Annotated in this window: 19 protein-coding genes, 1 tRNA gene and 1 pseudogene; 12 read left to right on the forward strand and 9 right to left on the reverse strand. The window is 65.7% G+C overall.

Annotated features, from left to right (window positions below; all coding sequences use genetic code 11):
• Window positions 1-46: 46 nt before the first annotated feature.
• Both ACU4IU_RS09405 and ACU4IU_RS09410 read right to left on the reverse strand, forming a co-directional pair.
• Complete coding sequence (locus ACU4IU_RS09405; protein WP_446656541.1) at window positions 47-1,270, reverse strand: amidohydrolase; 1,224 nt, start codon at window positions 1,268-1,270, stop codon at window positions 47-49.
• Window positions 1,271-1,383: 113 nt separating this feature from the next.
• Window positions 1,384-2,010, reverse strand: a complete 627-nt coding sequence (locus ACU4IU_RS09410; RefSeq protein ID WP_446656542.1) for an HAD family hydrolase — start codon at window positions 2,008-2,010, stop codon at window positions 1,384-1,386.
• Window positions 2,011-2,108: 98 nt separating this feature from the next.
• Between ACU4IU_RS09410 and ACU4IU_RS09415 the strand changes: the two genes are divergently transcribed.
• On the forward strand, window positions 2,109-2,753 hold the full coding sequence (locus ACU4IU_RS09415) for a GNAT family N-acetyltransferase (RefSeq protein ID WP_139467570.1): 645 nt from the start codon (window positions 2,109-2,111) through the stop codon (window positions 2,751-2,753).
• 71 nt (window positions 2,754-2,824) lie between these two features.
• Here ACU4IU_RS09415 and ACU4IU_RS09420 read toward each other — a convergent pair whose 3' ends face one another.
• The 3 genes from ACU4IU_RS09420 to ACU4IU_RS09430 all read right to left on the reverse strand — a co-directional run bounded on the left by ACU4IU_RS09420 (window position 2,825) and on the right by ACU4IU_RS09430 (window position 3,991).
• The gene (locus ACU4IU_RS09420) at window positions 2,825-3,322 is read right to left on the reverse strand and encodes a GNAT family N-acetyltransferase (RefSeq protein ID WP_446656543.1); all 498 of its coding nucleotides are present in this window, start codon (window positions 3,320-3,322) and stop codon (window positions 2,825-2,827) included.
• 49 nt (window positions 3,323-3,371) lie between these two features.
• On the reverse strand, window positions 3,372-3,560 hold the full coding sequence (locus ACU4IU_RS09425; RefSeq protein WP_446656544.1) for a hypothetical protein: 189 nt from the start codon (window positions 3,558-3,560) through the stop codon (window positions 3,372-3,374).
• Window positions 3,561-3,787: 227 nt separating this feature from the next.
• On the reverse strand, window positions 3,788-3,991 hold the full coding sequence (locus ACU4IU_RS09430) for a cold-shock protein (protein WP_062240453.1): 204 nt from the start codon (window positions 3,989-3,991) through the stop codon (window positions 3,788-3,790).
• 549 nt (window positions 3,992-4,540) lie between these two features.
• Here ACU4IU_RS09430 and ACU4IU_RS09435 point away from each other — a divergent pair.
• The 7 genes and pseudogenes from ACU4IU_RS09435 to ACU4IU_RS09465 all read left to right on the forward strand — a co-directional run bounded on the left by ACU4IU_RS09435 (window position 4,541) and on the right by ACU4IU_RS09465 (window position 13,658).
• Window positions 4,541-5,632, forward strand: coding sequence for an LCP family protein (locus ACU4IU_RS09435; RefSeq protein WP_446656545.1), 1,092 nt, complete (start codon window positions 4,541-4,543; stop codon window positions 5,630-5,632).
• Window positions 5,633-5,770: 138 nt separating this feature from the next.
• Window positions 5,771-6,208, forward strand: coding sequence for a thioredoxin (trxA, locus tag ACU4IU_RS09440; RefSeq protein ID WP_139467566.1), 438 nt, complete (start codon window positions 5,771-5,773; stop codon window positions 6,206-6,208).
• A complete protein-coding gene (locus ACU4IU_RS09445) occupies window positions 6,205-6,927 on the forward strand; it encodes a class I SAM-dependent methyltransferase (RefSeq protein WP_446656546.1) in 723 nt (240 codons plus the stop codon). Before trxA ends, ACU4IU_RS09445 begins: the two co-directional genes overlap by 4 nt.
• Before the next feature lie 173 nt (window positions 6,928-7,100).
• A pseudogene (fdnG, locus tag ACU4IU_RS09450) lies at window positions 7,101-10,286 on the forward strand (formate dehydrogenase-N subunit alpha); the annotation flags it as partial.
• Between the two features lie 395 nt (window positions 10,287-10,681).
• Entirely contained in the window at window positions 10,682-11,809 is a 1,128-nt protein-coding gene (locus tag ACU4IU_RS09455) for a 4Fe-4S dicluster domain-containing protein (RefSeq protein WP_446656547.1), read from the forward strand.
• Entirely contained in the window at window positions 11,806-13,119 is a 1,314-nt protein-coding gene (nrfD, locus tag ACU4IU_RS09460; protein ID WP_446656548.1) for an NrfD/PsrC family molybdoenzyme membrane anchor subunit, read from the forward strand. Before ACU4IU_RS09455 ends, nrfD begins: the two co-directional genes overlap by 4 nt.
• 320 nt (window positions 13,120-13,439) lie before the next feature.
• Window positions 13,440-13,658 carry a hypothetical protein gene (locus ACU4IU_RS09465; protein ID WP_446656549.1) on the forward strand — a complete coding sequence of 73 codons (219 nt, stop codon included), beginning with the start codon at window positions 13,440-13,442 and terminating at the stop codon, window positions 13,656-13,658.
• Between the two features lie 77 nt (window positions 13,659-13,735).
• On the opposite strand, the gene ACU4IU_RS09470 is transcribed toward ACU4IU_RS09465, so the two are convergent.
• Together ACU4IU_RS09470 and ACU4IU_RS09475 are read right to left on the reverse strand one after the other, a co-directional pair.
• A complete protein-coding gene (locus ACU4IU_RS09470; RefSeq protein WP_446656550.1) occupies window positions 13,736-15,382 on the reverse strand; it encodes an amidohydrolase in 1,647 nt (548 codons plus the stop codon).
• Window positions 15,379-16,644, reverse strand: coding sequence for an MFS transporter (locus ACU4IU_RS09475; protein WP_420097315.1), 1,266 nt, complete (start codon window positions 16,642-16,644; stop codon window positions 15,379-15,381). Before ACU4IU_RS09475 ends, ACU4IU_RS09470 begins: the two co-directional genes overlap by 4 nt.
• Before the next feature lie 175 nt (window positions 16,645-16,819).
• Between ACU4IU_RS09475 and ACU4IU_RS09480 the strand changes: the two genes are divergently transcribed.
• Window positions 16,820-17,428, forward strand: coding sequence for a TetR/AcrR family transcriptional regulator (locus ACU4IU_RS09480; protein ID WP_446656551.1), 609 nt, complete (start codon window positions 16,820-16,822; stop codon window positions 17,426-17,428).
• A 4-nt stretch (window positions 17,429-17,432) separates the two neighbouring features.
• On the opposite strand, the gene selD is transcribed toward ACU4IU_RS09480, so the two are convergent.
• Both selD and ACU4IU_RS09490 read right to left on the reverse strand, forming a co-directional pair.
• The gene (gene selD / locus ACU4IU_RS09485; RefSeq protein ID WP_446656552.1) at window positions 17,433-18,419 is read right to left on the reverse strand and encodes a selenide, water dikinase SelD; all 987 of its coding nucleotides are present in this window, start codon (window positions 18,417-18,419) and stop codon (window positions 17,433-17,435) included.
• Window positions 18,420-18,530: 111 nt separating this feature from the next.
• Window positions 18,531-22,523 carry a phosphodiester glycosidase family protein gene (locus ACU4IU_RS09490; RefSeq protein WP_446656553.1) on the reverse strand — a complete coding sequence of 1,331 codons (3,993 nt, stop codon included), beginning with the start codon at window positions 22,521-22,523 and terminating at the stop codon, window positions 18,531-18,533.
• A 199-nt stretch (window positions 22,524-22,722) separates the two neighbouring features.
• On the opposite strand from ACU4IU_RS09490, the gene ACU4IU_RS09495 reads away from it, so the two are divergent.
• The 3 genes from ACU4IU_RS09495 (at window position 22,723) to selB (ending at window position 26,097) form a co-directional block, all read left to right on the forward strand.
• Window positions 22,723-22,817 (forward strand) — tRNA-Sec (locus ACU4IU_RS09495).
• 63 nt (window positions 22,818-22,880) lie between these two features.
• Window positions 22,881-24,200, forward strand: coding sequence for an L-seryl-tRNA(Sec) selenium transferase (gene selA, locus ACU4IU_RS09500; RefSeq protein WP_446656554.1), 1,320 nt, complete (start codon window positions 22,881-22,883; stop codon window positions 24,198-24,200).
• On the forward strand, window positions 24,193-26,097 hold the full coding sequence (gene selB, locus ACU4IU_RS09505; RefSeq protein ID WP_446656555.1) for a selenocysteine-specific translation elongation factor: 1,905 nt from the start codon (window positions 24,193-24,195) through the stop codon (window positions 26,095-26,097). Before selA ends, selB begins: the two co-directional genes overlap by 8 nt.
• Window positions 26,098-26,129: the final 32 nt, after the last annotated feature.

Consider the following 26,129-nt stretch of genomic DNA (forward strand, 5'->3'; position numbering starts at 1 on the left):
GGCCACGTGGAGACTGCTCGGGGTCGCCGGTCGAAGCAGTTAGGGCTCAGCCGCCGAGGTAGGCCAAAGCGCCGACGACCTGCGCCTTGGTCGCGATCTCGAGAGTCGGCTCGAGTTCGGGGGCGAAGAACGGCGAATGATTGGCCGGAACATCCGTGAGCACGGTTCCGGCCTCCTCGGCGGCCTGGTACTTCTCTGCATCGAAGGACCCCACGAACCAGTAGGCGTAGGGAATGCCGAAGGCCTTCGGCAGTTCGCTGAAGTCCTCCGACGCGGTCGCAGGGGTCGCCTCGAGCACCGCCTCGGTGCCGAAGAACTCGGTGAGCGCCTCGGTGATGGTGTCATTGACGGCTTCACTGTTGTCCGTCAGCGGGAACTGGTCGAAGTACTCGAACGTCGGTTCCTTCGGGGTTCCGGCGGCCTCGCATTCGCCGCGGACGATCCGCTCGATCGATGCGATCACCCGCCCTCGCACCGCGGTGTCGTAGGTGCGGACGTTGAGCAGCAGCTCGGCGCGGTCGGGGATGATGTTCGACTTCGATCCGGCGTTCGACGCGCCGACCGTGACGACGGCGAACTCACCCGGTTCGGTCTCCCGGGACACGATGGTCTGCAGGCGCAGAACGATCGAGGCCGCGAGGACCACGGGGTCGACGGACAGGTGCGGCATGGACCCGTGGGCACCGCGGCCGAAGACCGTGATCTTCACCGAGTCCCCGGCCGACATCACCGGTCCGGCAGCGGTGAAGATCTTGCCGGCCGGCAGCGGCATGACGTGCTGGGCCAGGGCCACATCGGGGGTCGGAACCTTGTCCGTCAGCCCGTCGTCGATCATCGCCTTCGCTCCGGCCGCGTTCTCCTCTGCCGGTTGGAAGAGTGCGATATACGTGCCTGACCAGGCATCTTGGTTCTCTTTGAGCAGCCGGACCGCGCCGAGCAGAGCGGCGGCATGCATATCGTGACCGCAGGCGTGCATGACACCGTCGACCTCGGACGCGAAGTCGAGGCCGGTGTCCTCGGTGACGGGGAGAGCATCGATATCGGCTCGTGCGAGAACGGTCGGTCCGGTGCCGTTGTCGATGACGGCGACCAGACCGGTGGCGGAGATCCGGGTGACCTCGAGGCCGAGTCCCTCGAGTTCGGCCGCGATGCGATCGGCGGTCTTGTGCTCGTCGAGGCTGACCTCAGGATTGCGGTGAAGGTCTTTGTAGACCTCGCGCTGCCAGTCGAGCTGGGAATCGATGGAGTCGAGGAATGAAGGTGTCGTCATCGTGTCTCCTGTTCAGGCGGCGGGTGGACTCTCCAGGCGCGGACATTTCTCACAGTATCAGCGGGTGAGGAACCCGTTCGGGGGTGTAGTCCGGGCGACGCGAGGAGAGCGCCCTATTGAGCGAGCAGCCCTCGCTCGGACAGGTCCGTGCGCAGCGAGGCGGCTCCTGAGAACACATGACCGATGAAGCCGAGCCGTTCGGCTGCCTTCACGTTGGCGGGCAGATCATCGACGAAGACCGTCCTGGCAGGGTCGAGGTCGAATCGGTCCCGGGCCAGTTCGAAGATCGCCGGATCGGGTTTGACCAGACCGACTCGACCGGAGACGACGATGTCTTCGAGCTCGCTGATCGCCGGGGCGACGACAGGGGCATGGTGGATGGTCTCAGCCGACCAGTTCGACAGCCCGAGCAGGCGGACGCCGGCGGTCTTGAGATCTGCGACGATCTCGGCCATGCCGTCGATCGGACCGGTCAGGGACTTGTCGAAGTTCTCGTAGTAGCCAGCGACGATCTCACCGTGGCGGGGGTCCGCCTCGGCGGCTCGGGCGACGATATCGGAGATCGAAACGCCGGAATCAGCTGCGGTATTGAGCGAGGGAAAGTCGGCCGCCTCGGCGAAGGAATGCCATTCATCGGCGCTCATGCGATCGGCCAGAGGCCCTGTCTGGTCCCAGCCGATGAGCACATTTCCGAGGTCGAAGACGACGGTCGTCGGGGTCGGGCAATCGGGTTCGGTCATGGGCCACCACCTGTCATCGGCATCCTGGAGTCGAACCCCACGCTACCCGGAGTCGTCGAACCATTGTGGATTCGGGCCGGCTGGCCTAGGTTGGTTGCATGATCGGCTACCCGCCATTGCAGATCCGGGTGAAGACTCCCCGACTCGAGCTCGTCGGTGCCGCCGATGAGATGCTCGCGGCGCTCACCCCTCTTGTGCGGGACGGCAAGGTCTTCGCGGAACCCGCCCCCTACGACGATCCGATGTCGTTCTACGAATCCGACCCGGACGTGCGGGTGAGCAGGTGGCTCCAGAGCGTATGGCGTGGACGGGGGCGGTTCTCTCCCTCTGATTTCCGGTTGGCCTTCGCCGTCCTCGTCGACGGTGAGGCCGTGGGGATGCAGGACCTCATAGCGGAGAAGTTCGACTCCTGCGGGACGTTCGCGTCATTCTCCTGGCTGTCGACGGATGTGCGCGGTCGCGGCCTCGGCACGGAGATGCGCAGTGCTCTGCTCCATCTTGCGTTCGCGGGGCTCGGGGCGAGTGAGGCCGGTTCCGATGCGTTCGTCGACAACATCGGATCGAACAAGGTGTCTGAAGCTTTGGGATACGAGCGCAACGGCGTCGACTGGGACATCCGCAGAGGCGAGCCGGGACGCATCCAGCGCTGGCGCCTGACCCGCTCGGCGTGGGAAACCAGACGGCGGAACGACATCGAGCTCAGCGGAGTCGAGGACTTCCTCGCCCTCCTCAACAACCACTAGCTACTACCTGAGGGCGGCCCAGCAACCTGGCGCGAGGTATCTGGGCCGCCGTCGGGTAGTAATTGAGGCGATCACAGATCCAGGGAGAACACCTCGTGGTCCGGGGACTTGTGTCGGAGTTCGGGGTTGCGCTGCATCCCGAGCTTCTCGGCCACACGCTGCGACGGTCGATTGTCTCGGTGGATGATGGCGGTCAGTGTTGCAGCCACCTCGAGCTCACGAGCGTGATCGACGCAGGCCAGAGCCGCCTCGGTGGCGAACCCATTACCTTGGTCGGACGGCTTCACATGAAAACCGACCTCAAGGTGAGGTGCGCCGTTGACGGTCTGCCAAGTCAGGCCGCAGTCGCCGAGGAACTCACCTTTGTGCGTCTCCACGATCCACAGCCCGAACCCGTGCTCTGCGTAATTGCGTCGGTTCCACCGGATCCACGCAGCCGCCTCGGTGCGGTCTTTGGGGTGAGGGTAATACTCCATCACCTGCGGATCGCCGAGGAGGGCGGCCATATCGTCGAGATCGTCGTCGGTCATCTCCCGCAGGCGCAGACGAGGAGTGTCGCAGGGCGGCATGAGTTCAGGATAACCGGGCGGGCCGAAGTGCGTGAAGCTGCCGGAGTGTTCAGCCAGATCGGCGTCGTCGACGGTCACGAATGACCGCGAGTGTCGTGGCGGTGATCATGAGTACGAGGGCCAAGAGCCACAGAAACGCGGCGAAGTCATGGAACGGCGCCGCCTGGGAACTCAGTATGCAGGCGGCGGCGAGCAGGATGAATGCGACGATCCAGCGGGTGAGTCGCGAGTGCTTCATCGCTCCTCCAACGTCAGGGTTCACGGCCGTTGGCACTGACTCTAAGTAGAGCAAGGGTGCCTGTCAACGTCGGTGACGGCGGCCCAGCAACCTGGCGCCAGGTATCTAGGCCCCCGTCAGGTAGTAATTGGGGAGGAGATGACAGCGACCCTGCGTTCACACCAAATGGGTGAACGCAGGGTCGCTGGTGAATCTCAGAAGTCTCTAGGTGAGACTCTCAAAGAGTCTCAGAGGCCGCGGACGCGAGTCGCCTGCAGGCCCTTGGAGCCCATCTCAGAATCGAACTCGACGTTCTGACCCTCGGTGAGCTCGCGGTAGCCGGAGGCTTCGATCGCGGAGAAGTGAGTGAACACGTCAGCCGAACCGTCGTCAGGCTGGATGAATCCGAAACCCTTTTCCGCGTTGAACCATTTCACGGTACCTGTTGCCATAATCTTTGTATCCTTATTTTTTAACTGATGACCGCTGCTGCGATCGTGATGGTCGAACCCATTGCTGGATCCGGCTTTCCCGCTGGCTGGACTGGATCTTCAGACGCAGATCCAACGAAAATCTGTGGGTGAACCGAGGACTCGGAATCGCTGGTGAGGATGAGTTCTCTGATGTGAGGTCTCTGTCTCAGACGAAATCGTGGGGATACTCGGTTTCGATCATGCACTCGAAGGTGCTGGACGGAAGTCGTCAGACGACTGAACTGGGAAAAATCATGAGGGGCGCGGAAGGCAGACACGCGCCGATGGGCAAACACATGGTGACGAGCGAATCTACCTGCTCTTCAGACACCATCTGCTCCGCACATTTCTGTGCGAGAACGATTCCAGCTTAACAGAGTGATCGCTCTGCGGGTGATTTCGGCCGAATGATTTCAGTCGAGAGATGGAACACAGCGATGTGCACTCGACCGCGCAGGCATCTAGGATTGTATACATTCCGTTTTGTATGCAATCCGCCGTGACCCCGGACGCAGGAGCACCCGAACCGTGGACAACGAAGAATCGTCACCGCCGCCAGGACCCCGCCGACAGCGACGCCTCGCCGCGAAGTACCGGCGCCGGCGCACCTTCGTCGCCGTGGCTGCGGTCCTCATCATCGGTGCCCCCGCGACGATCGCGGTGGCGGTGCACAACCTCGGCGCGAATATCTCCTCGTCCCCGCTGCGCGCCCACGGCGGTGACGTTCCCGAGAAGCTCACGGATGATACGAACGTCCTCATCATCGGATCCGACACTCGCGATCTCGCCTCGGCGAAGGACGCCTCCGATGACTCGGGCACAGGTGAAGGCGCGAACTCCGGGACCGCCTCGGGGCAAGGATTCGGCAGTGCCGAGGGTGCCCGCAGCGATGCGATGATCCTCGCTCACGTCGCCGCCGACGGCGGCCGCATCGACGCCGTGCAGATCCCACGTGACACGATCATGGACATTCCCGCCTGCGACGACACCGGCCACGGCGCGTCGGCGGCCACCCACGGGATGATCAACTCGGCCCTCAATGCGGGTCCGGCCTGCTCCGTATCAGCGTCGGAGGAACTCACCGGGGTGCGCGTCGACCACTTCATCAACGTCGACTTCGACGGATTCTCAGCGATCGTCGACGCGCTCGATGGGATCAACGTCGACCTCGACGAACCTCTCAACGACCCGAAGGCGAACCTCGACCTGCCCGCCGGCCACCAGACGATCGGCGGAGACGACGCCCTCGCCCTGGCCCGGACACGGCACGCCGTGGGCGATGGCAGCGACATCTCACGGATGGGCAACCAGCAGATGGTCATGGAGGCCATCATCGACCGCGCCAAGAGCGGCCAGGTCCTCACCCGGCCCGACCGCCTGTACGGATTCCTCGACGCTGTGACCTCGACGATCGGTGTCGACGACGAACTCGACTCGATGCGTTCGCTGGCCTCCCTGGCCACGACGGTGGCTTCCGTGCCCGAGGACGACATCACCTTCGAGATCATGCCGTGGACACCCGCACCGGAAGACCCAAACCGGGTAGTCAAATCCGCCGAGGCGGACGCCGTGTTCACCGCCATCATCGACGACGAACCGATCGCCGACCTCGGCAGGTAAACATCGGGCACCCGCCGAGTTGATCCCCGTCGTGGCGGTTGTCAGCTCCGTTTCAGCCGCCCCGTCGTTCCGGACATCGGCCCCGTCATGTGACCTCCGTCCAGGCGATATTCATCCGCGGCTCCTAGACTGGACGGCATGTCTACGATCGAAATCACGCAAGACAACTTCGAGTCGACCATCAACGACAACGAGATCATCCTCCTCGACTTCTGGGCCGATTGGTGCGGCCCCTGCAAGCAGTTCGCCCCGGTCTTCGAACAGGCCGCCGAGGCCAACCCCGACATCGTCTTCGGCAAGATCGACACCGAAGCCCAGCAGCAGCTGGCCGGACTCTTCGCGATCTCCTCGATCCCGACCCTCGTCGCCTTCCGCCAGGGCATCGTCGTCTTCGCCCAGCCCGGCGCGCTCGCCGCCCCGCAGCTCGAGCAGGTCATCACCGCCGTCAAGGGACTCGACATGGACGAGGTCCGTGCCGAACTGGCCAAGCAGGAAGCCGCCGCTGCCGCAGAGACCGACAGCGCGGACGGTGCCGCCCCCGATTCGATCCCTGCCGACCCGGGCGTCGACAAGTGACAGCGACCAGCAGCCACAACGACCACACCCACGCAGACAGAACCGGCGCAGACAATACCGGCGTACCCGATTCCGTGGCCGCCTGGGAAGAGCGCTATGCCGAGACCGATGACGCCATCTGGTCCGGAAATCCGAACGAATCCCTCGTCGCCGTCGTCTCCGATATGACCCCCGGCCGCGTCCTCGACGTCGGCTGCGGAGAAGGCGCCGACGTCGTCTGGATGGCCGAGAACGGCTGGGACGCCACCGGCATCGACCTGTCGACCACGGCCATCGACCGAGCCCGCCGGGCCGCCGAATCCCGCGGAATCTCCGCCGAATTCGCCGTCGCCGACGTCTCCACCTGGGAACCGGAGGACCCCGATCGCCGAGGCGGCTTCGACCTCGTCACCGGATCCTTCCTCCACACCCGGTTGCCCGATACCCGGGAAGAGCTCCTCACCCGCGTCGCCGCGCACGTGGCTCCGGGCGGCGCCCTCCTGCTCGTCTCCCATGCGACGATGCCGCCGTGGGCCGCCGAACACAGCGAGAAGTTCGAGCACGGCATGGACCACCACCATGAACTGGTCAGCCCGAACGGAGACTTCGCCCTCCTCATCGGCGCCAGCCCGCACCGCTGGGAGATCGAACTCGCCGACACCCGCACCCGAGAAGTGACCTCCCCGTCGGGCGAACCCGCCGAACTCGAGGACGCGATCCTCCTGGCCCGCCGGGTCTGAACTCAGCGAACCCCAAGACCCGAACCCGGAACCCGGCATCGAGGCGGCTGCGCGGTCGATCAAGACCGCGCAGCCGCCTCGGCGAACCGGGCGATTCCCAACCCACTGAGATGGGGTCGAAAACCCGGCCTCACCTGGTGCATTTCCGCCCCGTGAGGGGCTAAGGTGGTGCCATGGCTCGGTTCAGCTTCCTCGAGTGGCCGGTACTCCGGCAGCTGCGCACGTCGGATAAGACGGGACGCGGCGAATCCGTCGTGTCCCAGCAGACTCGGGACACCACTCCACGCACGGTCACGGCCGACAAGGTCGTCCAATCCGTGTGCCCCTATTGCGCCGTCGGCTGTGGGCAGAAGATCTTCGTCAAGGATGACAAGGTCGTGCAGATCGAAGGCGACCCGGACTCACCGATCTCTCGCGGCCGCCTGTGCCCGAAGGGCGCAGCCAGCGAACAGCTCGTCAACGCTCCCGGTCGTGTCACCGACGTCCTCTACCGGGCCCCGAAGGCCAAGGACTGGACGAAGATCGACCTGCCGACGGCGATCGACATGATCGCCGACCGATTCATCGAGGCCCGCCGCAACCACTGGGAGGACTTCGACGACAAAGGCCACCCGCTGCGGCGGACGATGGGCATCGCTAGCCTTGGCGGGGCGACCATCGACAACGAGGAGAACTACCTCGCCAAGAAGCTCTACACCGCGGCCGGGGCGATACAGATCGAGAACCAGGCGCGTATTTGACACTCCGCCACCGTTCCCAGTTTGGGAACTTCGTTCGGGCGCGGCGGCGCCACACAACCCGTCCAGGATATGGCGAATGCGGACTGCATCATCATCCAGGGTTCCAATATGGCCGAGTGCCACCCGGTGGGCTTCCAGTGGGTGAGCGAGGCCAAGGCCCGGGGTGCCCGCATCATCCACGTCGATCCTCGTTTCACGCGCACCACCGCGATCGCCGATAAGCACGTGCCCATTCGGGCCGGCTCCGACATCGTGCTGCTCGGTGCGCTCATCAACCGTGTGCTCACCGAGGGCCGTTACTTCGACGAGTACGTGCGCGCCTACACCAACGCCGCGAACCTCATCAGCGACGACTATGTCGACACCGAGGATCTCGACGGACTGTTCTCCGGGTTCGACCCGGACACGAACTCCTACGAGAATTCGACGTGGTCGTACCAGACGGATGAGCACGGTGCACCGCTCAAGGACCCGAGCCTGAAGGACCCGAAATCGGTGTTCCAGATTCTGCGGCACCACTACTCGCGCTACACGCCTGAGATGGTCGAGGAGAACTGCGGAATCAAACCCGCAAACTTCGACTACCTCTACGAATCGGTGACCGAGAACTCGGGCCGGGAACGGACCACGTGCTTCGCCTACGCGGTCGGGTGGACCCAGCACAGCCTCGGCGCGCAATTCATCCGCACCGCCTCGATCCTCCAGCTGCTGCTCGGCAACATGGGCCGACCGGGCGGCGGAATCATGGCGCTGCGCGGGCACGCGACGATCCAGGGATCGACCGATATCCCGACCCTGTTCAACCTGCTGCCCGGCTACCTGCCGATGCCCAGTGCCGGAGTCCACGACACCTTCGACGACTACGTCGCCGGCGTCGGCACCCCGGAGACCCACAAGGGCTACTGGGCCAACGGCCGTGCCTACGCCACCAGCCTGCTCAAGGCCTGGTGGGGCGACGCGGCCACGCAGGACAACGACTTCGCCTTTGACTATCTGCCGCGCATCAACGGCGCCCACGGCACCTACCAGACCGCGGTGCGCATGCTCAACGACGGTGTCGACGGGTACTTCCTGCTCGGGCAGAACCCGGCCGTGGGCTCGGCGAACGGGCGCATGCAGCGCATGGCCATGAGTCACCTGAAGTGGATGGTCGTCCGCGACTTCAGCCTCATCGAATCCGCCACCTGGTGGAAGGACGGCCCCGAGATCGAGACAGGGGAGCTGAAGACCGAGGACATCGACACCGAGATGTTCTTCCTGCCCGCGGCCAACCACACGGAGAAGGCCGGCACCTTCACGCAGACCCAGCGTCTTGTGCAGTGGCGCCACAAGGCCGTCAACCCGCCCGGGGACGCACATAGCGAACTCGACTTCTTCTACGAACTCGGCCAAGCCGTGCGCGAGAAGCTGAGGGACTCCGACGACCCCCGCGATCGGCCGCTGCTCGACATGACCTGGGACTACCCGGTCGACGAGGAGGGTGAAGTCGACGCCGAGGCGGTCGTCAAGGAGATCAACGGCTACTTCATCGGCGGCGACCGCGACGGCGAGCCCTTGGACAACTTCAACCAGATGACCGACGACGGGACCACCGCCGGAGGCTGCTGGATCTACGCCGGCGTCTACGCGGGAGGCCAGAACATGGCCGCCCGCCGCAAACCGCGGGATGAGCAGGACGAGACCGCCGCCGAATGGGCGTGGGCATGGCCGGCGAACCGCCGGATCCTGTACAACCGTGCCTCGGCCGCACCCGACGGAACTCCCTGGTCGGAACGGAAGAAGTTCGTGTGGTGGGACGACGAGACCGGGAAGTGGACCGGCAAGGACGTACCCGACTTCCCGATCGACCGCGCACCCGCCGCCCGATCGGATGCCGCCTACGGCGGACCCGCGAACCTCGACGGTGACGATCCGTTCATCATGCAGGCCGACGGCAAGGGGTGGCTGTTCGCACCCAGCGGCATGATCGACGGACCGATTCCCACCCACTACGAACCGCAGGAATCGACGGTCGCGAACCCGCTTTATTCCCAGCAGAACAGCCCGACCCGGATGGTCATGCGCCGTGAGGACAATCTGTCTGCTCCCGGTGCCGGGGTGCCCGGGTCCGAGGTCTTCCCCTATGTGTTCACGACCTACCGACTCACAGAGCACCACACCGCCGGAGGTATGTCCCGGTGGCTGCCGTACCTGTCGGAGCTGCAGCCGGAGATGTTCTGCGAGATCTCACCCGAACTCGCCGCCGAGGTGGGGCTCGAGCCCTACGGTTGGGCGACCTTGGTCTCCCCGCGGGCGGCGATCGAGGCCCGCGTCCTCGTGACGAAGCGGATGACCCCGCTGAACATCGGCGGGAAGACCGTCCACCAGATCGGCCTGCCCTATCACTGGGGCGTGGGAGGTCAGGGTGCCGTCGTCGAAGGCGATTCCGCCAACGACCTGCTCGGAGTGACGATGGACCCCAACGTCTACATCCAGAACAGCAAGTACGTGGCCGGAACGATCATGTCCGGCCGCCGTCCCCGCGGACCCGAACTCGTCGACTTCGTCGAGAAGTACCAACGCGAGGCCGGTCTCAGCCCCGAATCCGGCAACCAGCAGATCACCGTTCCCGCCGAGGATGTCGAGGCCTCCCATCACGCCGGACAGGGTCGCAGCGCCGGTGGGCACGCTCACCGAGGCGGCGACTCGGCCGTCGGCGTCACCCCGGGCAAGACCCTGGACGGGGGACGGGACGGAGCCTCCGACGGGGACGGCACGACCGCCTCGGCGACGGTCGACAGTGCCGATGATCGCAGCGGTAGGATCACCATCGAACCCACCGAACCCACCGAACCCGCCGAACCCGCCGAGACGGCGGTGTCGAACCGCGCCGACGACGGGGACCCCAGCGACGGCGACCCCGACCACGGCCGGCACGCCGACGGCAGTGCAATCGCAGAAACCGAGGTGGCCGAAGCGGAAGCTCGTGCCCGCGCCGCTCGGGACCGGCAGGAGAACGAGGAGGAAGACGACTGATGTCGACACCGACGATCGATGACGGCACGTTGGCGGACGGGCACTGGCACGATTCCGCGCACAGCCGCAAGGGATTCTTCACCGACACCTCGATCTGCATCGGCTGCAAGGCCTGCGAAGTCGCGTGCAAGGAGTGGAACCGCAACCCTCAGGACGGCACCTTCGAACTGCTCGGTTCCTCGTATGACAACACGGGCAGCCTCGGGGCGAACACGTGGCGGCACGTCGCGTTCATCGAACAGGATTCCGATCGCATCGAGAAGGCGCGGGAATCCGGGCGCAAGCTCGTCAATCTCGGCATGCCCACGATCCGCCCGCGCACCGATGAGTCTGCCGCCGCGCAGCCGCTGGACGGGGCCTTGGGTGCGGCGGCCGAGGGCCGAACCTCCGCCGGTCTGCCGACGACCCCCGACCTCAACGTCGATCTGCTGGCACCGGGTGCCCTGGAGCCGACCGACCTGTCGAACGTCGACACGACGCCCCCGGACACCGCGGACTTCCGCTGGCTGATGTCCTCCGACGTGTGCAAACACTGCACGCACGCAGGCTGCCTCGACGTGTGCCCGACCGGTGCGCTCTTCCGCACCGAATTCGACACCGTCGTCGTCCAGAACGATGTCTGCAACGGCTGCGGAACCTGCGTGGCCGGTTGCCCCTTCGGCGTCATCGAACGCCGCGACGACGGCACGATCAACACCCCCACCGATCGGGATGATCGCAAGGCCGCGGACATGGATGTGCCGAACGCGGGCACCGCGAACAAGTGCACCCTCTGCTACGACCGCCTCGTCGAGGGTCAGGAACCGGCCTGCGCGCAGACCTGCCCGACTCAGTCGATCAAGTTCGGCGACCGTCAGGACATGGTCGACCAGGCGCACGACCGCATGGCCGAACTCCACGCGAAGGGCCTGACCGAGGCCCGCCTCTACGGGGCGAACCCGAACGACGGGGTCGGCGGCACCGGATCCGTGTTCCTCCTCCTCGACGAACCCGAGGTCTACGGCCTGCCGCCGGACCCGCGGGTCGCGACGAAGGATCTGCCGAAGATGTACGCCAACGCCGGGATCGCGGCGCTGGGCATGGTCGCCGCGGCCGGACTCGCGTTCCTCGGGAGCCGCCGTTCATGAGCACCTCAGAGTACGATTCCTACCGCCCACCCGAGCCGGAAGGCGGACGCAGAAAACGTCGCCGAGGCGGCCGCGGAGGTCCCAGCGGACCTGACGGTTCCGGTGGCCGTCGGGGCGGTCGCGGCGGCAACGGTCGTGGCGGCGGGTGGAAGAACCGCGGTGCCGACGGCAACCGTGAGATGCCGATGGTCGAGGACGTCGAATTCACGTCCTACTACGGTCGACCGATCGTCAAGGCTCCGCCGTGGGGCGATGAGATCGGGACGTACCTGTTCCTCGGCGGTCTGGCCGGGGGATCTTCTCTGTTGGGCTTCGGTGCGCAGCTGACCGATCGGCCCGGTCTGCGCGTCGTCTCCCGGATGACTGCGATCGCGGCGACCGGTGTCGGCGGTGCCGCTCTCGTGGCTGACCTCGGCAGGCCCGAACGATTCCTCAATATGATGCGCGTGGTCAAGGTCTCGTCGCCGATGAGCTTGGGCACCTGGATCCTCTCGGGCTTCGGCGTCGGATCGGGAGTGACCTTCGCGATCGAACTCGACCGGATCACCGGTGAGAAGCTGCTGCCTCTGGGCTCACTGCGCAAGGTGCTCCATGCGATGGAGACGCCCGCGGCCGTCGAATCCGCCTTCTTCGCCACTCCGCTGGCCGCATATACCGCTGTGCTTCTCGGTGCGACGGCCGTTCCGACCTGGAACGCCGCCGGTCGCAACGGTCTGCCGTACGTGTTCGTGTCCTCGGCTTCGATGGCCGCCGGAGGTGCCGCGATGGCATTGGCACCGGTGGCCGAGACCGGACCGGCCCGACTGCTCGCGCTCGCCGGGACCGCCGGAGAGGCTTATGCGATGTCGGCGATGAGGAAGCGCATGCACCCGGCTGAGGTCGATCCGTTGGACGACGGCGAGCCGGGACACAAGCTCCACCGCGCCGAGAAGCTGCTCATCGCCGGAGTCGTCGGAGCCGCCGTCGTCGAGGTGGGGGCGCGCGTGTTCGCGAAGAAGCTGGGTGGGCGTAGCTCTGGCGGCTCAGCGAGTGCTTCAGGTGTGGCTGGCGCAGTTGCTGAGGCTGTCGGAAGTGCAGGCTCTGCTGGAGTCGCAAAGCGGAGTTGGAAGACTCGGGCTGTGCTGCGGGGGCTGTCCGTCGTCTCCGGTGCGGCCTTGGCGGCCGCCTCGGCGTACACGCGTTTCGGTGTGTTGGAAGCCGGCATCGAATCGACGAAGGACCCGCGTCACGTGGTCGAACCGCAGCGCGCTCGCCTCGAAGAGCGTCGGGCTCGCGGCATCACCGACGACTCCATCACCACCGGCCGGTAGGCGCGCGGGCGGGACATCACCGCTAAGCGCGAGCGCCCCTCACCGTGAGAACCCCTCACCGTTCGTGTTGCTGGGCACCGGCAGTGCCAGCACCCACTCGCGAGTGGCTCTTCATACAGTTCCGGCGGAACCCCTCGCCTTCAGTGCGAAAACACCTCGGTGTAACGGGGTGGTGTGCGACGACCGATGAAGGATGCTCGAACTCGCTGCGCGAAATCTCCCTCGGCGAACGCTGATCGGCGTCAAAAACAGCCTCACCAGGCACCTTATTCAGCAACATTGCTTGCAAAGTGAAGTGCGTCGGGTAGCGTGAGAGACCTATGAAGAAGCTGCTCAAGGATCGTCAGAGCCTTAGGTTCGGTGTGGCGGTCGCGGTGGCCTTTCCGCTGATCTACTTCCTAATGAATTTGCTTGGTTTGAGCAATGGGATGTTCAGTTGGTGGGAGACACTGTTGTTCGGACTCGTCCAGGGGGTCATCTTCTGGTTCTGTATGGCCAGCTTCCGCCAGTTCCGCGACGAGGACATCACCCCGCGCTGAGCAGGTATCGCGGTGACGCCGAGTCGCAGTACCGTCATTTGAAGACGCGGCCTGTGGGCAATGGCTCTTATTCCAGGTCAGCCATCTACGACTGAATCACTTTTCCTCCACACCAATTCACCGTCAACAATCGTGGCGCGCACCTGCGCCTCGAGCAGTCGGTCTTCACTATCGGAGAAGGGATCGACGTCGAGAACGACGAGGTTGGCACGACCCCCTGGGGTGATCCGGCCAATGCCGTCGGCGAATCCCCCTGCCCGCGCCGCGGCATGCGTGAGCGCACTCAATGCTTGGGCTGGCGTGAAGGCTCGCTCCGGATGATAGTTGGTATCCCCAGGTTCTAGTGCCGAGCGGGTGGTCAAGGCGATGAAGAGGTTGTGCGACATCTGATGCGGTGCCGTCGGCGCATCCGTGCCCAGAGCAATGTGGACTCCGGCCTCACGGAACTTCTGCCACGGGAACCCGTTCTCGGCGCGTTGCCCTCCGAGCACCGTCATCCAATTGCCCATGATCGCCGGATCGCAGTGCACCGGCTGCATCGATGCAACGACGCCGAGGCCGGCCATGCGTGCGATCGTCTCATCGGTCACCGACTCGAGGTGTTCGATCCGCGGGGACCGGATTCGGGGTCCATTGACGCGCACGCATTCGGCCACAAGGTCGAGGGCGATCTCACTGGCGTGGTCACCGATGGCGTGCATGGCAAGCTCGAGTCCATGGGCATCGGCAGCGACAGCGACCGGAGCCGCCGATTCGAACGACCAGATCGGCCCGGCCTGCGTTCCGTCGACATAGGGGTCGCGCATGGCTGCAGTGCAGGCATCGATGACGCCATCGAGGATGAACTTCACGCCGACGATGCGGAACCATTCGGAGCCGGGAAGTTCGGCGAACTGGTCGCGAATCTCGGCGGCTCGTGCGACAGCGGCGAGATCGCGGGCCGGATCGCCGGTGGGCCGCAGCAGCCAGTGAGCAGTGATGGGAAACGGCAGTCGTCCGTCCCTCTCGAGTCGACGGCGGAAAGTCGCCGCCTCTGCTTCGCCCACCGCCATGTCGGTCGCCGATGTCACTCCGTTCTCCAGATAGACGCGGAAGGCGCTGTCGAGGAACCGATCACGATCCTCATCGGTCGTGACGGACTCGAGATAGGACCATGCGTACTCGATCGCCGCGTTTTCGAGGAGGAGCCCTGTCGCCTGCCCCTGCCCATTACGGACGATTTCGCCGCCGTGCGGGTTCGGTGTCGCCTCTGTAATGCCCATGGCCTCAAGCGCTGCTGTATTCACCCAAGCGGAATGCACATCATTGGAGTCGAGGAGCACGGGGACGTCGCTGACCACCTCGTCGATCATGTCAGCCGTGGGCCGGTCGCCGGGGATGGCGTCGAACATCCAACCCGAGCCCAGCACGCACGGGGCTTCGGGCTGTTCCTGCCGCTTGAGCGCCAAGCGCTCTTGGATCTCCTCGAGACTCCTGCAGTCCCGCAGCTGAACTTTGTCGAGCGTCTGGCCGAGCATCATCAGGTGCGTGTGTCCCTCGACGAATCCGGGAGCGAGGAGGCTTCCTTCGAGGTCGATCCGCTGCGCTGAGTCTCCCGCGATATCGAGGACCGCTGAGGTGTCTCCGACCGCGAGAATACGGCCGGCGTCGACCGCCACTGCCTTGACGATCGGCGCGTGTTCGTCTCCGGTGAAGACAACGGCATTCTCATAGACCGTGGTCATGGTGTCCTTTCGTGGGTTACTGCGGCCTCGTCGAGGCTGTTGAGCGTCTTCTCTACGCGGGTTGATACGCGTGCGATGAGCATCGTCGGAATGATGAGGACGAAGCTGACGAGACCCACGATCAGTCCGAAGTTCGGAATTCCGACACCGTCGATGATCCAAGCTCCGATGATAGGGGCAAAGCTCGAACCGACGATATAGGCCCCGATCAGCGGTCCTGACCAGTTTCCTCGCGCATCGAGACCGGCGGCAGTGGCAATGAAGAGCGTGAAGGCGAAGGCGTAGATGGTGTTCACCGCGATGATGAGAGTGGCGAGCATTGCGGGGTCCGTCTCCACACCGATCCAGATCTTGATCGCTCCTCCGAGTGCCAGTGCGATGCCCAAGGGCAGGGCGCGTCCGATTCGGCTGCCGAGCAGGGTCACAACGAGCATTGCTCCGGCGCCGATGCCCGCAGCCGCGCTGAGCGCAAAGCCGAGGGTCTGATCGGACATGCCGACCGCATCACCAAGAGTCGGGGCAAGTGTCCAGACAGAATCTTCGCTGGTTCCCCACAGGGGGAATACTATGAGCACGCCGATTCCTGCGAGGAGGACTGTGCGCGGTGTGCGTGGTCGACTCGATAAGGGTGTCGCCTCGGCTCGGGTTTCGGCGAGCACCTCGGTCGTCGATGTTTCAGGTGTGCTCGGCAACCAGACCGTCACGGCGAAGCTGACCAGCGATAGCAGGGCCAGTGATCCGAAGACGGTGATCTGGGCCAGGCCGAGGATGGGAATGACGGCGAGGACGACCATGACGAGGAGTCTGTTGACGACTCCGGACGATGCGCTGACCCGGTTGGGGTTCCGCAGTGCGGCAATCGCGGCACCTGAGGTCGATACCGCAGTGCCGAGTCCCGCCGAGCCGATGAGGAAGCTGATGACGATGAGCGCAGTCGGCCCGGTGACCAGTGCTGCGACGAGGAAGGCGATCGTCGCAATGCCGAGCCCGCTGGCGGCGATGGTGCGCCTCCTGGTTCCGGCCGCGGCACGGGAGGTCGCCAACCCGATGATCGCCGAAGTGAAGAGTCCCCACGTGAGGATGTTGCCTGAGGCGACGACGTCGAATCCGATCTGCTCGAAGACCGACATGATCAGCGGAGCGAGGTTGGCAAGCATAAGTCCGGCGAGAGAGACGAGGAAGACTGCAGATCCGTTCCGCGGCCCAAGGGAGACCCGAGGATCATCCGGTGTCGGTGGTGCGGAAGTGGAAGTGGAACTCATGGGTCGGCCCCTTTGCCATTGCGAGTTTCGCGTAGTAAACGAAAAGTTTTCGGTTATATAGAATGGTGCCCGTACACCGAGACCTTGTCAATGCGCAGGCGAGTAGCGATACGTCCAGAATTCGGGCCCCTTAAGCGTCTGGGCGTCCGAACGTCCCCGAGGAAGTGAGCGCTTCATGGCACGACCTAGTTCCCCACTGCTGAGCCGGGAGAAGATCGGACGCGCAGCGATTGCAATGATCGATGGCGGCGGTGAGCTCAAGATCCAGCCCTTGGCCAAGAAGCTCGGGGTCAGTCTGTCCTCGATCTACCATCATGTCGACGGACGGGAGGGGATCATCCACGCGATGCGTGAGGTTCTCAGCGTCGAATACGCCCTGAACATCCCTGATCAGGGGGCATGGAAAGACAACCTGAAGGCAAGGGTGGATTCGCTGTGGCGGCTGTATTCGGACCATCCGCGGGTGATGATCCACCTGCTCGGGGTCACGGTCGAGGAGCCCGGGACGTTGACTCTCTATGAGTCCCTCATCGACGTGTTGGCCGATGCAGGTGTGCCGGAGGCCGAGCTTCTCACGACGATCGAGGTGCTCGATGCATTCGCCTTCGGAGCCGCACTCGACGCGCTGTCGCCGCAGGTGATCTTCGCTCCTGCGTCAGAGGACTCGCGGCTCACCAGTTTGATTGAGAATCACCCTGCGGGCACCGAGCGCAATCACCGGCTCTACCGACGCGGTCTCGACTTCATCATCGCCGGCATCGAAGTTGGGTTAAACCAGCCCTAGCCCCTCACCTCACGTGCACGCCTGAACCGGCGACGATCTCACCGATGACGGGGTGACCAGGCAGTTCGCCGACGACGAGCAGCCCGCCGGAAGTCTGCGCATCGGCCAGAAGCAGCAGGTCGTCCTCGGTCACGGAATCATCCGCGGTCAGATGAGGCCGCACCCAGTCGAGGTTTCGCCTCGTCCCGCCGGACACATACCCGTCAGCGATCGACTCATCGACACCGCCGAGCCGGGGCACCGCGGCCGCATCGATGACCGCTCGGACCCCGGAGGCTCGCGCCATCTTGAACAGGTGCCCGAGCAGACCGAAACCGGTGACATCCGTGGCCGCTCGTATGCCTGCAGCCACGGCCGCCCGTGACGCTTCGGCATTGAGCGCGGTCATCGTGGCGATTGCCTCGTCGAAGGTCTCACCAGTGACTTTGTGCCGATTGTTGAGGATCCCCACGCCGATCGGCTTGGTCAATGTCAGGGGCAGCCCCGCCTCGGCGGAATCGTTGCGCATGAGTTCATCCGGATGCGCCACCCCGGTCACGGCCATGCCGTACTTCGGTTCGGGATCGTCGATCGAATGGCCGCCGGCCACGGGGCAGTTCGCCTGCGCTGCGACGTCGAGCCCGCCGCGCAGGACCTCGGTGAGCAGCTCCATCGGCAGCTTCTCCCGCGGCCATCCGACGAGGTTGATCGCCGTGACCGGGGTCCCGCCCATTGCGTAGATATCGGAGAGCGCATTGGCCGCCGCGATCCGTCCCCAGTCGTAGGCGTCATCGACGACCGGGGTGAAGAAATCCGCGGTCGAGAGCACCGCGAGGTCATCGCGGACTCGCACCGCCGAGGCATCATCGCCGTCATCGAGGCCGACGAGGACATCCGGGCCGGGCTGACCGACCAGGCCGCGCACCGCGTCCTCGAGCTCGCCGGGAGGGATCTTGCAGGCGCATCCTCCACCGTGGGCGAACGAGGTCAGACGGTCCTGAATCGCAGTCATACTGCGAGACTAACACCGGCGGTCAAGGGCGTCGACGGACGCCCGATTCCACTCCGTCGCCGAGGCGGCCGTGCACCTCCGTACGGGCGCCCGGCCGGCCGCTCGCCCGGGTCAGTGCCTCCCCGCCGGGCGGCCGGCCCGCCGCGCGCGGGCCGCGCGGACGGCGATGATTCCGCCGATGACCAGCAACGCGCCGAGCAGTGCGGTGAGCAGAACCGGTCCGCCGGTGCGTGGCAGATCGCCACCCCCGTCGGACGATCCGCCCCCGTCGGACGATCCGTCCACGTTTGCGCCGCTTCCTGACGAGGCACTCGAAGAGGCATTCGACGAGGCTCCGTCCGAACCGGTTCCCGCCGAGGAATCCTCATCGGCACCGGCCGAGGCCCTGGTTGAGGCGCCGTCATCGTCCGACCCCTCCGATGAGCCGTCCTCGCCTCCCGCGGAGGAAGCGTCGGAGCCACGCGTCGAAGCACCGCCGTCCGACTCGTCCACCGAAGCGCCTCCGTCCTCAGCTCCCGCACTGTCGGCCGATGCTCCGCTGTCCTCAGATCCGTCGTCATCGCCGGGACCCGGAGGCGGTTCTTCCCCCGCGACCTCGACGGTGGCCTTCGCGGTCTTGCCGTTGACGGTGACCTCGAGGACCGCGGTTCCCGGATTCTCCGCGGTGATCTGACCCGTCGCCGGGTTGACGCGGACGACGTCGGAGGCCGCCTCGGGGACCCCCGATTTCACTGACTGGGCACTGACCTTCGCACCCGTCGCCTGCTGCATGTCCACCTCGGCGCCGGAATCGACCACGACACCGTCGCCGCCCCATTGGGCGGTCGCCGGCCAACCGACGGGCACGGTGCGCTCACCCTGTGTGAAGGACGCCGCGACATCCGCGGATTGACCCGGGGCCAGGGAGCCGGGTGCCTCCAACGAGATCGAATCGACGCGCGGCTTCGTCTCCGCGGCCAGCCAACCGACCCGATCGGCCGTGCTCGGATCGTCACCGACGTCGCCGACGCCGGGATCGACGCCGAGCATCGTCCATCCGGTGAATCCGCCGGTCGCCGGAGTGCCGGCCGGACCCTTCCCGGAGTTTCCGTTGATGAGGTAGCTCACGCCCTCGACCGCGGACCCGTGGAACGCCCCCACATGGCCGTTGATCACGGCCGCGGACTTCCCGCTGTCCTTGCGGAACTCTCCGAGCTTCTTCTCGAGTTCCTCGGCCTCCCGCCGGTCCCCGAGCTGGCTCGTCTTCGACGGCAGCGGATCCTGCGGGGGATGGTGGAAGAACACGGTGATGCCGGTGAGCTCGTCACGTTCGGCCACCTCGCCGAGGGCGTCTTCGAGCATGTTCAACTGCGAATCATCGCTGCCGTTCAACGTTCCGTCCGAGGAATTCAGGGTCACGATCTTCGTCCGCCCCACGGTGCGCTCGCCCGTCGGGGAACCGAACGCGGCCTCGAAGTTGTCGATCTCCCCACCCATGATCTCGTGGTTGCCGGGCACGTAGATGTAGGGGATCGACTCATCCCACTCCTCGTCGATGATCGTCTTCGCCAGCTCGAAATCCTCCGGAGAGGCCTCGTCGACGAGGTCGCCGTTGATGACGAGCAGATCCGGCTTTGCGGCACGGATCTCCTTGAGCGTCCGCCTGGCACCCTTGACAGCTTCGGAATCCGGGTCGGTGGCGACGAACTGGGCGTCGCTCATCACGGCGATGTTCTGCGGACGGTCAGCGACGGTCCCGGTCGTCAGCAGCGCCGGATCATGCCGCGCCGAGGCGGCCGGATCGTCGGTCTCGGGCGTGGAGATCGCCTGGAGGTCCGAGATCGAAATGTCCCCCTTGTACTTCTCGGCAGACCGGGTCTCCATCATCCGGATCCGTTCGAGGGTGAGCGGTTGGGAGAGCCCCTCGGGGACGGTGAAGCGGACCTTCTGCCACCCGTCGAAGGTGATGTGGTCGCCGTCGATGTTCGTCACCGTGCCGTCGGGAGTGCTCACCTGCAGCCTGGGCCAGGCCCCGGTGCCGTCGCCGCGGACCATCATCTCGAACGCCACCGTGTTGCCTTCCAGTTTCACCGGCTCCTTCGGGATGAGGTAGTAGCCGCGCGTCGCCGAGGAGGTGGTGAAGTCATACGTGAGATCGATGCTCGGCTTACCGTCCGGGCTGGGCTCCCCGGCTGCGAACGATCCGCTCGCCCGATCCTTCCCGTCGGTGAACGCCGAGGTGTCGGAGAAGTCGAGGACCTCGGTCGTTTCGGTGCCGACGGTCACCGGGATCGTCGTTGTCACGTCTCCGACGGTGAGCTTCACGTTCCCGGACGTCGGTTCGTCGTCGCGGGAGTCCTTGCCTTTCCCAGCCGTCGACGAATCGGCGGAGACGATGAGTTCGCCGAGGCTGTCGGTGTCGACTTTCAGCCCGTCGTCGGCATCGACGTCGATGTCCCCGGTTTCGATGAGTGAGCGTCTGCCTTCGGAGTCGTACCCGGTCAGGGACACCGACTGCGAGTCCTCGGCGTCTTGGAGGTTGATGGTCCGTGCGCTCGGCCACAGCCCGACCGGTTCGCCGAGCACGTCGAGGTCCGTCCGCGCGGTATGTCCGTCGACGGCATAGCTCACGCGGCCCTTGCCGGTGGTCTCACCGGTGACGCGTGTGCTCGTCTCGTCCGCCTCGTCGAGTTTCACCCCGCCGTCGGCGGAGAACGTCCCCGAGGCGGCCACCGGTTCGAGGTTCGCGCCGAGTCCCGTGCCCGTCAGCGACCGGGAAAGACCCTTGAGTACCGTGGTCTGCCCGTCGAGTTCGGGTTCTATCTGCGCATCGCTCAGCTGTTCGGCGGGAGCGTCGGAGTAGAAGACGAGGGCGTTGGCGACGGTGCGCTGCTCCCCGTCGGAGGGGTCGTTCTGCACCACGGGCGCGTTCTTGCCGGCGGTGCGGGCGAGCATCGTCGTCGACCCGCCGCCGTCGAGGTTGACCGCGTTGTAGGCGCCGATGTCGGAGAAGAATTCGCCCATGTCTTCCAGGCTCATGCCTCCCGAGGATTCGCTGCGTCCGTCGATGGTGGTGACGAACAGTTCCGAACCGTCCTTGCTGATGCCCACGGCCGTGCGCGGGTGTTCGGTGTCCTCGAGGTCGCCGGCGGGGAGGTCGGGAACCGAGCCGTCGGCCAGGATCTGGTGGCTGCCCGCAATGCCCATGTCGATGTCTTCGCTCGGTCCGATCTCGACATCGACTTCGTCGCCGACTTCGAGTTCCGACAGCGTCTTTGCCCCGGAATCACGACCGAGCAGGACCTGCCCGTCGGCGGGGATCTCCGGGTATCCTGCCTTGTCCACCATGCCGGAGGCCTCGGTGACCTTTCCGTCGACTACGGTGACGCGGGCGACTTCGGCGGCGAGCTCATCGGGTCCGCCGACGGGACGGTCGAGGGTGTGATCGCCCCAGGCTTCGTTGTACACGCCGATCGCATCGGGGCTCAGCTGCGGGTTGTTCAGTCCGCCGAGTTCCGTCTCCTGCCCGTCATGTGTCAGCGTCCCCGCGGCCGAGAGCATCGATACCGCGGCCTTCTGATCGGCGAGGGTGAGCGCCGGTTTGGCCTCCTTCGAGCCGATCCGCATGCCCTCCTTGGACACCGAGGTGTAGATCGGTGCCCACGACTGGTTGATGTCGAAGAACGTGCCGTTGACGGCGGCGACGGCCTTCTTCCCCTCGGGGCCTTTTGCCATGATCTCGCTGGTGGTGCCGGCGGCGGCGACCTTCCCGGTGTCGCGGACGTCCATCGACAGGGAGTCCGTGGTGAGGTCTGCGGTGAGGACGTTGCCGTTGTTCCATCCGCCGTCCTCGAGGCGGGAGAAGTTCGTCAGCTCGAGACCCGGGGCTACGCGTTTGGTTTCGACGTCGCGCAGTGCCGACCCGTCCTTGCCGAGGTCGTCCTCGCTTGGTGCTGCAGCATGGGCCGGTGTCGAGGCGGGACCGGGAAGACCGGGGAACGTTCCGATGGGTGCGACATGGGCAGCGAGGACCGCCAGTGTGGCGAGGATGGCGGGGATGAATAGTCGCCCTCCGGTGGGATGGGATCGGCGGTGTGACCAGGCAGGGTGAAGCGAAGAGGGCATGACGACCTTCGAGCGGTGACGGCTGGGAACCTTGTCACCTTAAGCCGCGCTCGGAGAAGCCTGAGCGAATGGTGAGTGAACTCGGTCGGAAGATCGGTACCGGCGCGCTCGATACTGGTTCGTTTGGTCAATCGAGCGCCGCCCCGGCCGCATCGGCCCTTCGCTTCACCTCGCACATACCCGCGATAGGATTCCTTATGGAGGCGTCCGTGTCCTGGTGGGCGCCCTGGTCTTCAAAACCAGTGAGACCGAGTATCTCGGTCTGGCGGGTTCGATTCCCGTCCGCCTCCGCCAACCGTTTCGCGGTCCCGCCGACCAAGCGGAGCCGCCGTGACCCCGCACAGAGGAGGAGGTCAGATGGTCGAATCCGACCTGCGTCGATCCATTCCGCGCACGGATCATCTCCTCGCCCTTCCCGAGGTCATCGCAGCAGGTGAGCGCCTCAACCAGGCGACCATCAAGGCCATCATCTCCGAGGTGCAGAACGCCGCCCGAGCCGGTGAGATCCCCGTCGCCGAGGTGGCCCCCGCCATCACCTCCAAGCTCAGCTCCCGTTCGGCTTCCTCCCTGACCTCAGTGCTCAACGCCACCGGCATCCTCGTCCACACGAACCTCGGCCGGGCACCGCTCTCACCTGCGGCAACCCAGGCGATCACCGAGGCGGCCGGATATGTCGACGTCGAAATGGACCTCGGCACCGGCAAACGCAGCAAGCGGGGCACCGGAGCGAAGGCCGCACTCTTGCGGGCCTGCCCGGCTGCCGATGATGCTCTCGTGGTCAACAACGGTGCGGCCGCCCTGCTGCTGGCCGTCACTGCGGTGCGCGGCCGCGGCACAGGTTCCGGCGAGATCATCATCAGCCGCGGCGAACTCATCGAAATCGGTGCCGGGTTCCGCCTCACCGACCTCATGACGACGACCGGCGCCAGGCTGCGCGAGGTCGGCACGACGAACCGCACCCACGTGGCCGACTACGCCGAGGCCATCAGCGACGACACGTCCTGCCTGCTCAAGGTGCACACGAGCAACTTCCGCGTCGAAGGATTCACCTCCTCCGTCGACGTGGCTGAACTGCGCGGACTCGCCGACGAGCAAAACCTGCCCCTCATCGTCGACCTCGGCTCCGGACTCTTCACTCCCGACCCGGCATTGCCCGACGAACCCGACATCGACACCGCCCTGCGCGCCGGCGCCGACCTCGTCATCGTCTCCGGCGACAAACTCCTCGGCGGCCCGCAGGCCGGACTCATCCTCGGCCGCGCCGAAGCAGTGCAGACACTGGCCAAACACCCTCTGGCCAGAGCGATGCGCACCGACAAACTCACCCTCGCGGCGCTGGAAGCCACGATCACGCACACGGCGAACCCGATCCACGACGCCCTCCACATCGACGCAGTTCACCTGCGGCAACGCACCGAAACTCTCGCCGAGGCGGTCGGTGCCACGATCGTCGACCACGACGGAAGAGTCGGCGGCGGGGGAGCCCCCGGAGTGCCCCTGTCCGGCTGGGCAGTCGAACTGCCCGAAGCCTTCGCCGAGCCGCTGCGCGGCGGCGATCCTGCGATCGTCGCCCGAGTCCACCAGGGACGATGCTTGGTCGACCTGCGCTGCGTACCCGAAAGCGAAGACAACCGCATCGCTGCCGCCATCAAGCGAGTCCGTGCTGACAATGCCTGACACTTTCGTCATCGCCACCGCCGGACACGTCGATCATGGGAAGTCGACGCTGGTCAATGCCCTGACCGGAATAGAACCCGATCGGTGGGCCGAAGAGAAGAAGCGCGGGCTGACCATCGACCTCGGTTTCGCCTGGACGACCCTGCCCTCGGGACGCGAACTCGCCTTCGTCGACGTTCCGGGGCACGAAAAGTTCCTCGCGAACATGCTCGCCGGGCTCGGCCCCGCCCCCATCGCCTGCTTCGTCATCGCCGCAGACAAGGGCTGGCAAGCCCAATCGACTGACCATCGCGACGCGATCAATGCGCTCGGCATCACCCACGGCCTCGTCGTCATCACCCGGGCCGACCTCGCCCCCGACTCCGTCGAGACCACAAAGGCTCAGGTCAGAGCGCAGCTGCGTGGAACACCACTCGAAGCAGCGCCGATCGTCACGGTGTCAGCCACGACCGGGCAGGGCCTGCCCGAACTCATCAGTGTCCTCGACGAGGTCACGGCCACGGCCGAGCCTCCGACCACCTCGGGGAGGGTGCGTTTGTGGGTCGACCGGGCCTTCACCATCAAGGGAGCCGGCACCGTCGTCACCGGGACCCTCACGGCAGGCACACTGACCACGGGCGATACAGTCGAGCTGCGCGGAGAGACCATCGACCGGACCGTGGGTGTGCGGGGTCTGCAGTCCCGTAATTCCACCACTACCGAGGTGGTCCCGCAGGCCCGCGTGGCCGTCAACCTGCGCGACGTCCCCGCCGACGACCTCCACCGCGGCGACGCACTGCTCACGAGTGGGGCCTGGCCGATCGTCGACACGATCGACGTGCGCCGCACCATGGGCGAGACCCTCGACTCCGGCATCCACGAACTCATGGCCCATATCGGCACCGCCGCCGTGCCCGCACGATTGCGGGCATTCGATGCCGACCACGCCCGGCTCACCCTCGACCGACCGCTTCCCCTGCAGGTCAGCGACCGGATTGTGCTCCGCGCGCCAGGAAGCCGCAACGTCTTCGCCGGCCTCCTCGTGCTCGACGTCGACCCGCCCGAACTGTCCCGACGAGGCGACGGTGCCAGGCAAGCTCATGAGCTTGCCGAGCGTCCTGTGAAAGGCGATATCCTCGCCGAGGTGGCCCGCCGCGGAGCCGTCGAACGCACCGTCCTTACCCGGTTCGGTCTGCAGGTTCCCGTCGACGAATCCTTGCCTGCCGATGTTGAGGAAGTGGGTGAGTGGCTCGTCCACTCGCCGACGCTGACCTCCTGGGTCGAGGCGACAAAATCCCTGGTCCGAGGCGAACTCGCCGCCACGCCGATGGCCGCGGGAGTGCCCGTCAAAGCCGTCGCAGAGGCACTTCAGCGAACTCCGGACTCAGGTCGCAGACGCGGCGCCGAATCGAAACGCGACTCCCCGGCGAAGGCGAAAATCCAACCGGCTCTGCCTCTGCCCGAAGGCTCCGGCGGCGCGATTCGCGCACTGCTCAACCAGATCATCTCCCGCGCCGGGCTCGAAGCCGTCGACGGAATGGTCCGCCCGCCCGGGCATGCCGCGGGACTCGGTGCCGCCGAAGCCGGTATCGCCGAGATCGAACGCCTGCTCGCAGCCGACCCGTTCGCGGCACCGGAAGCCGATGACCTGCGAGAACTCGGCCTCGGAGCGCGGGAGCTCGCGGTCGCCGCGAAGGCGGGACGGATCCTGCGCCTCGGCGACGGAATCATCGTGGCTCCGCGCACCCCCGCGCAGGCGATGCGGATCCTCGCCGGTCTCGACCAGCCCTTCACCACAAGCCAGGCGAGGCAGGCGCTGGGGACGACCCGACGCGTCGTCATCCCCCTGCTCGAACACCTCGACGGCCGGGGCTGGACGCGTCGCCTCGACACCACACACCGCGAAGTCGTGCGCTGAGGACCCTCGTGGCACTATCGGACGGGCGGCCA

Source organism: Brevibacterium sp. CSND-B09 (genome assembly GCF_052906525.1).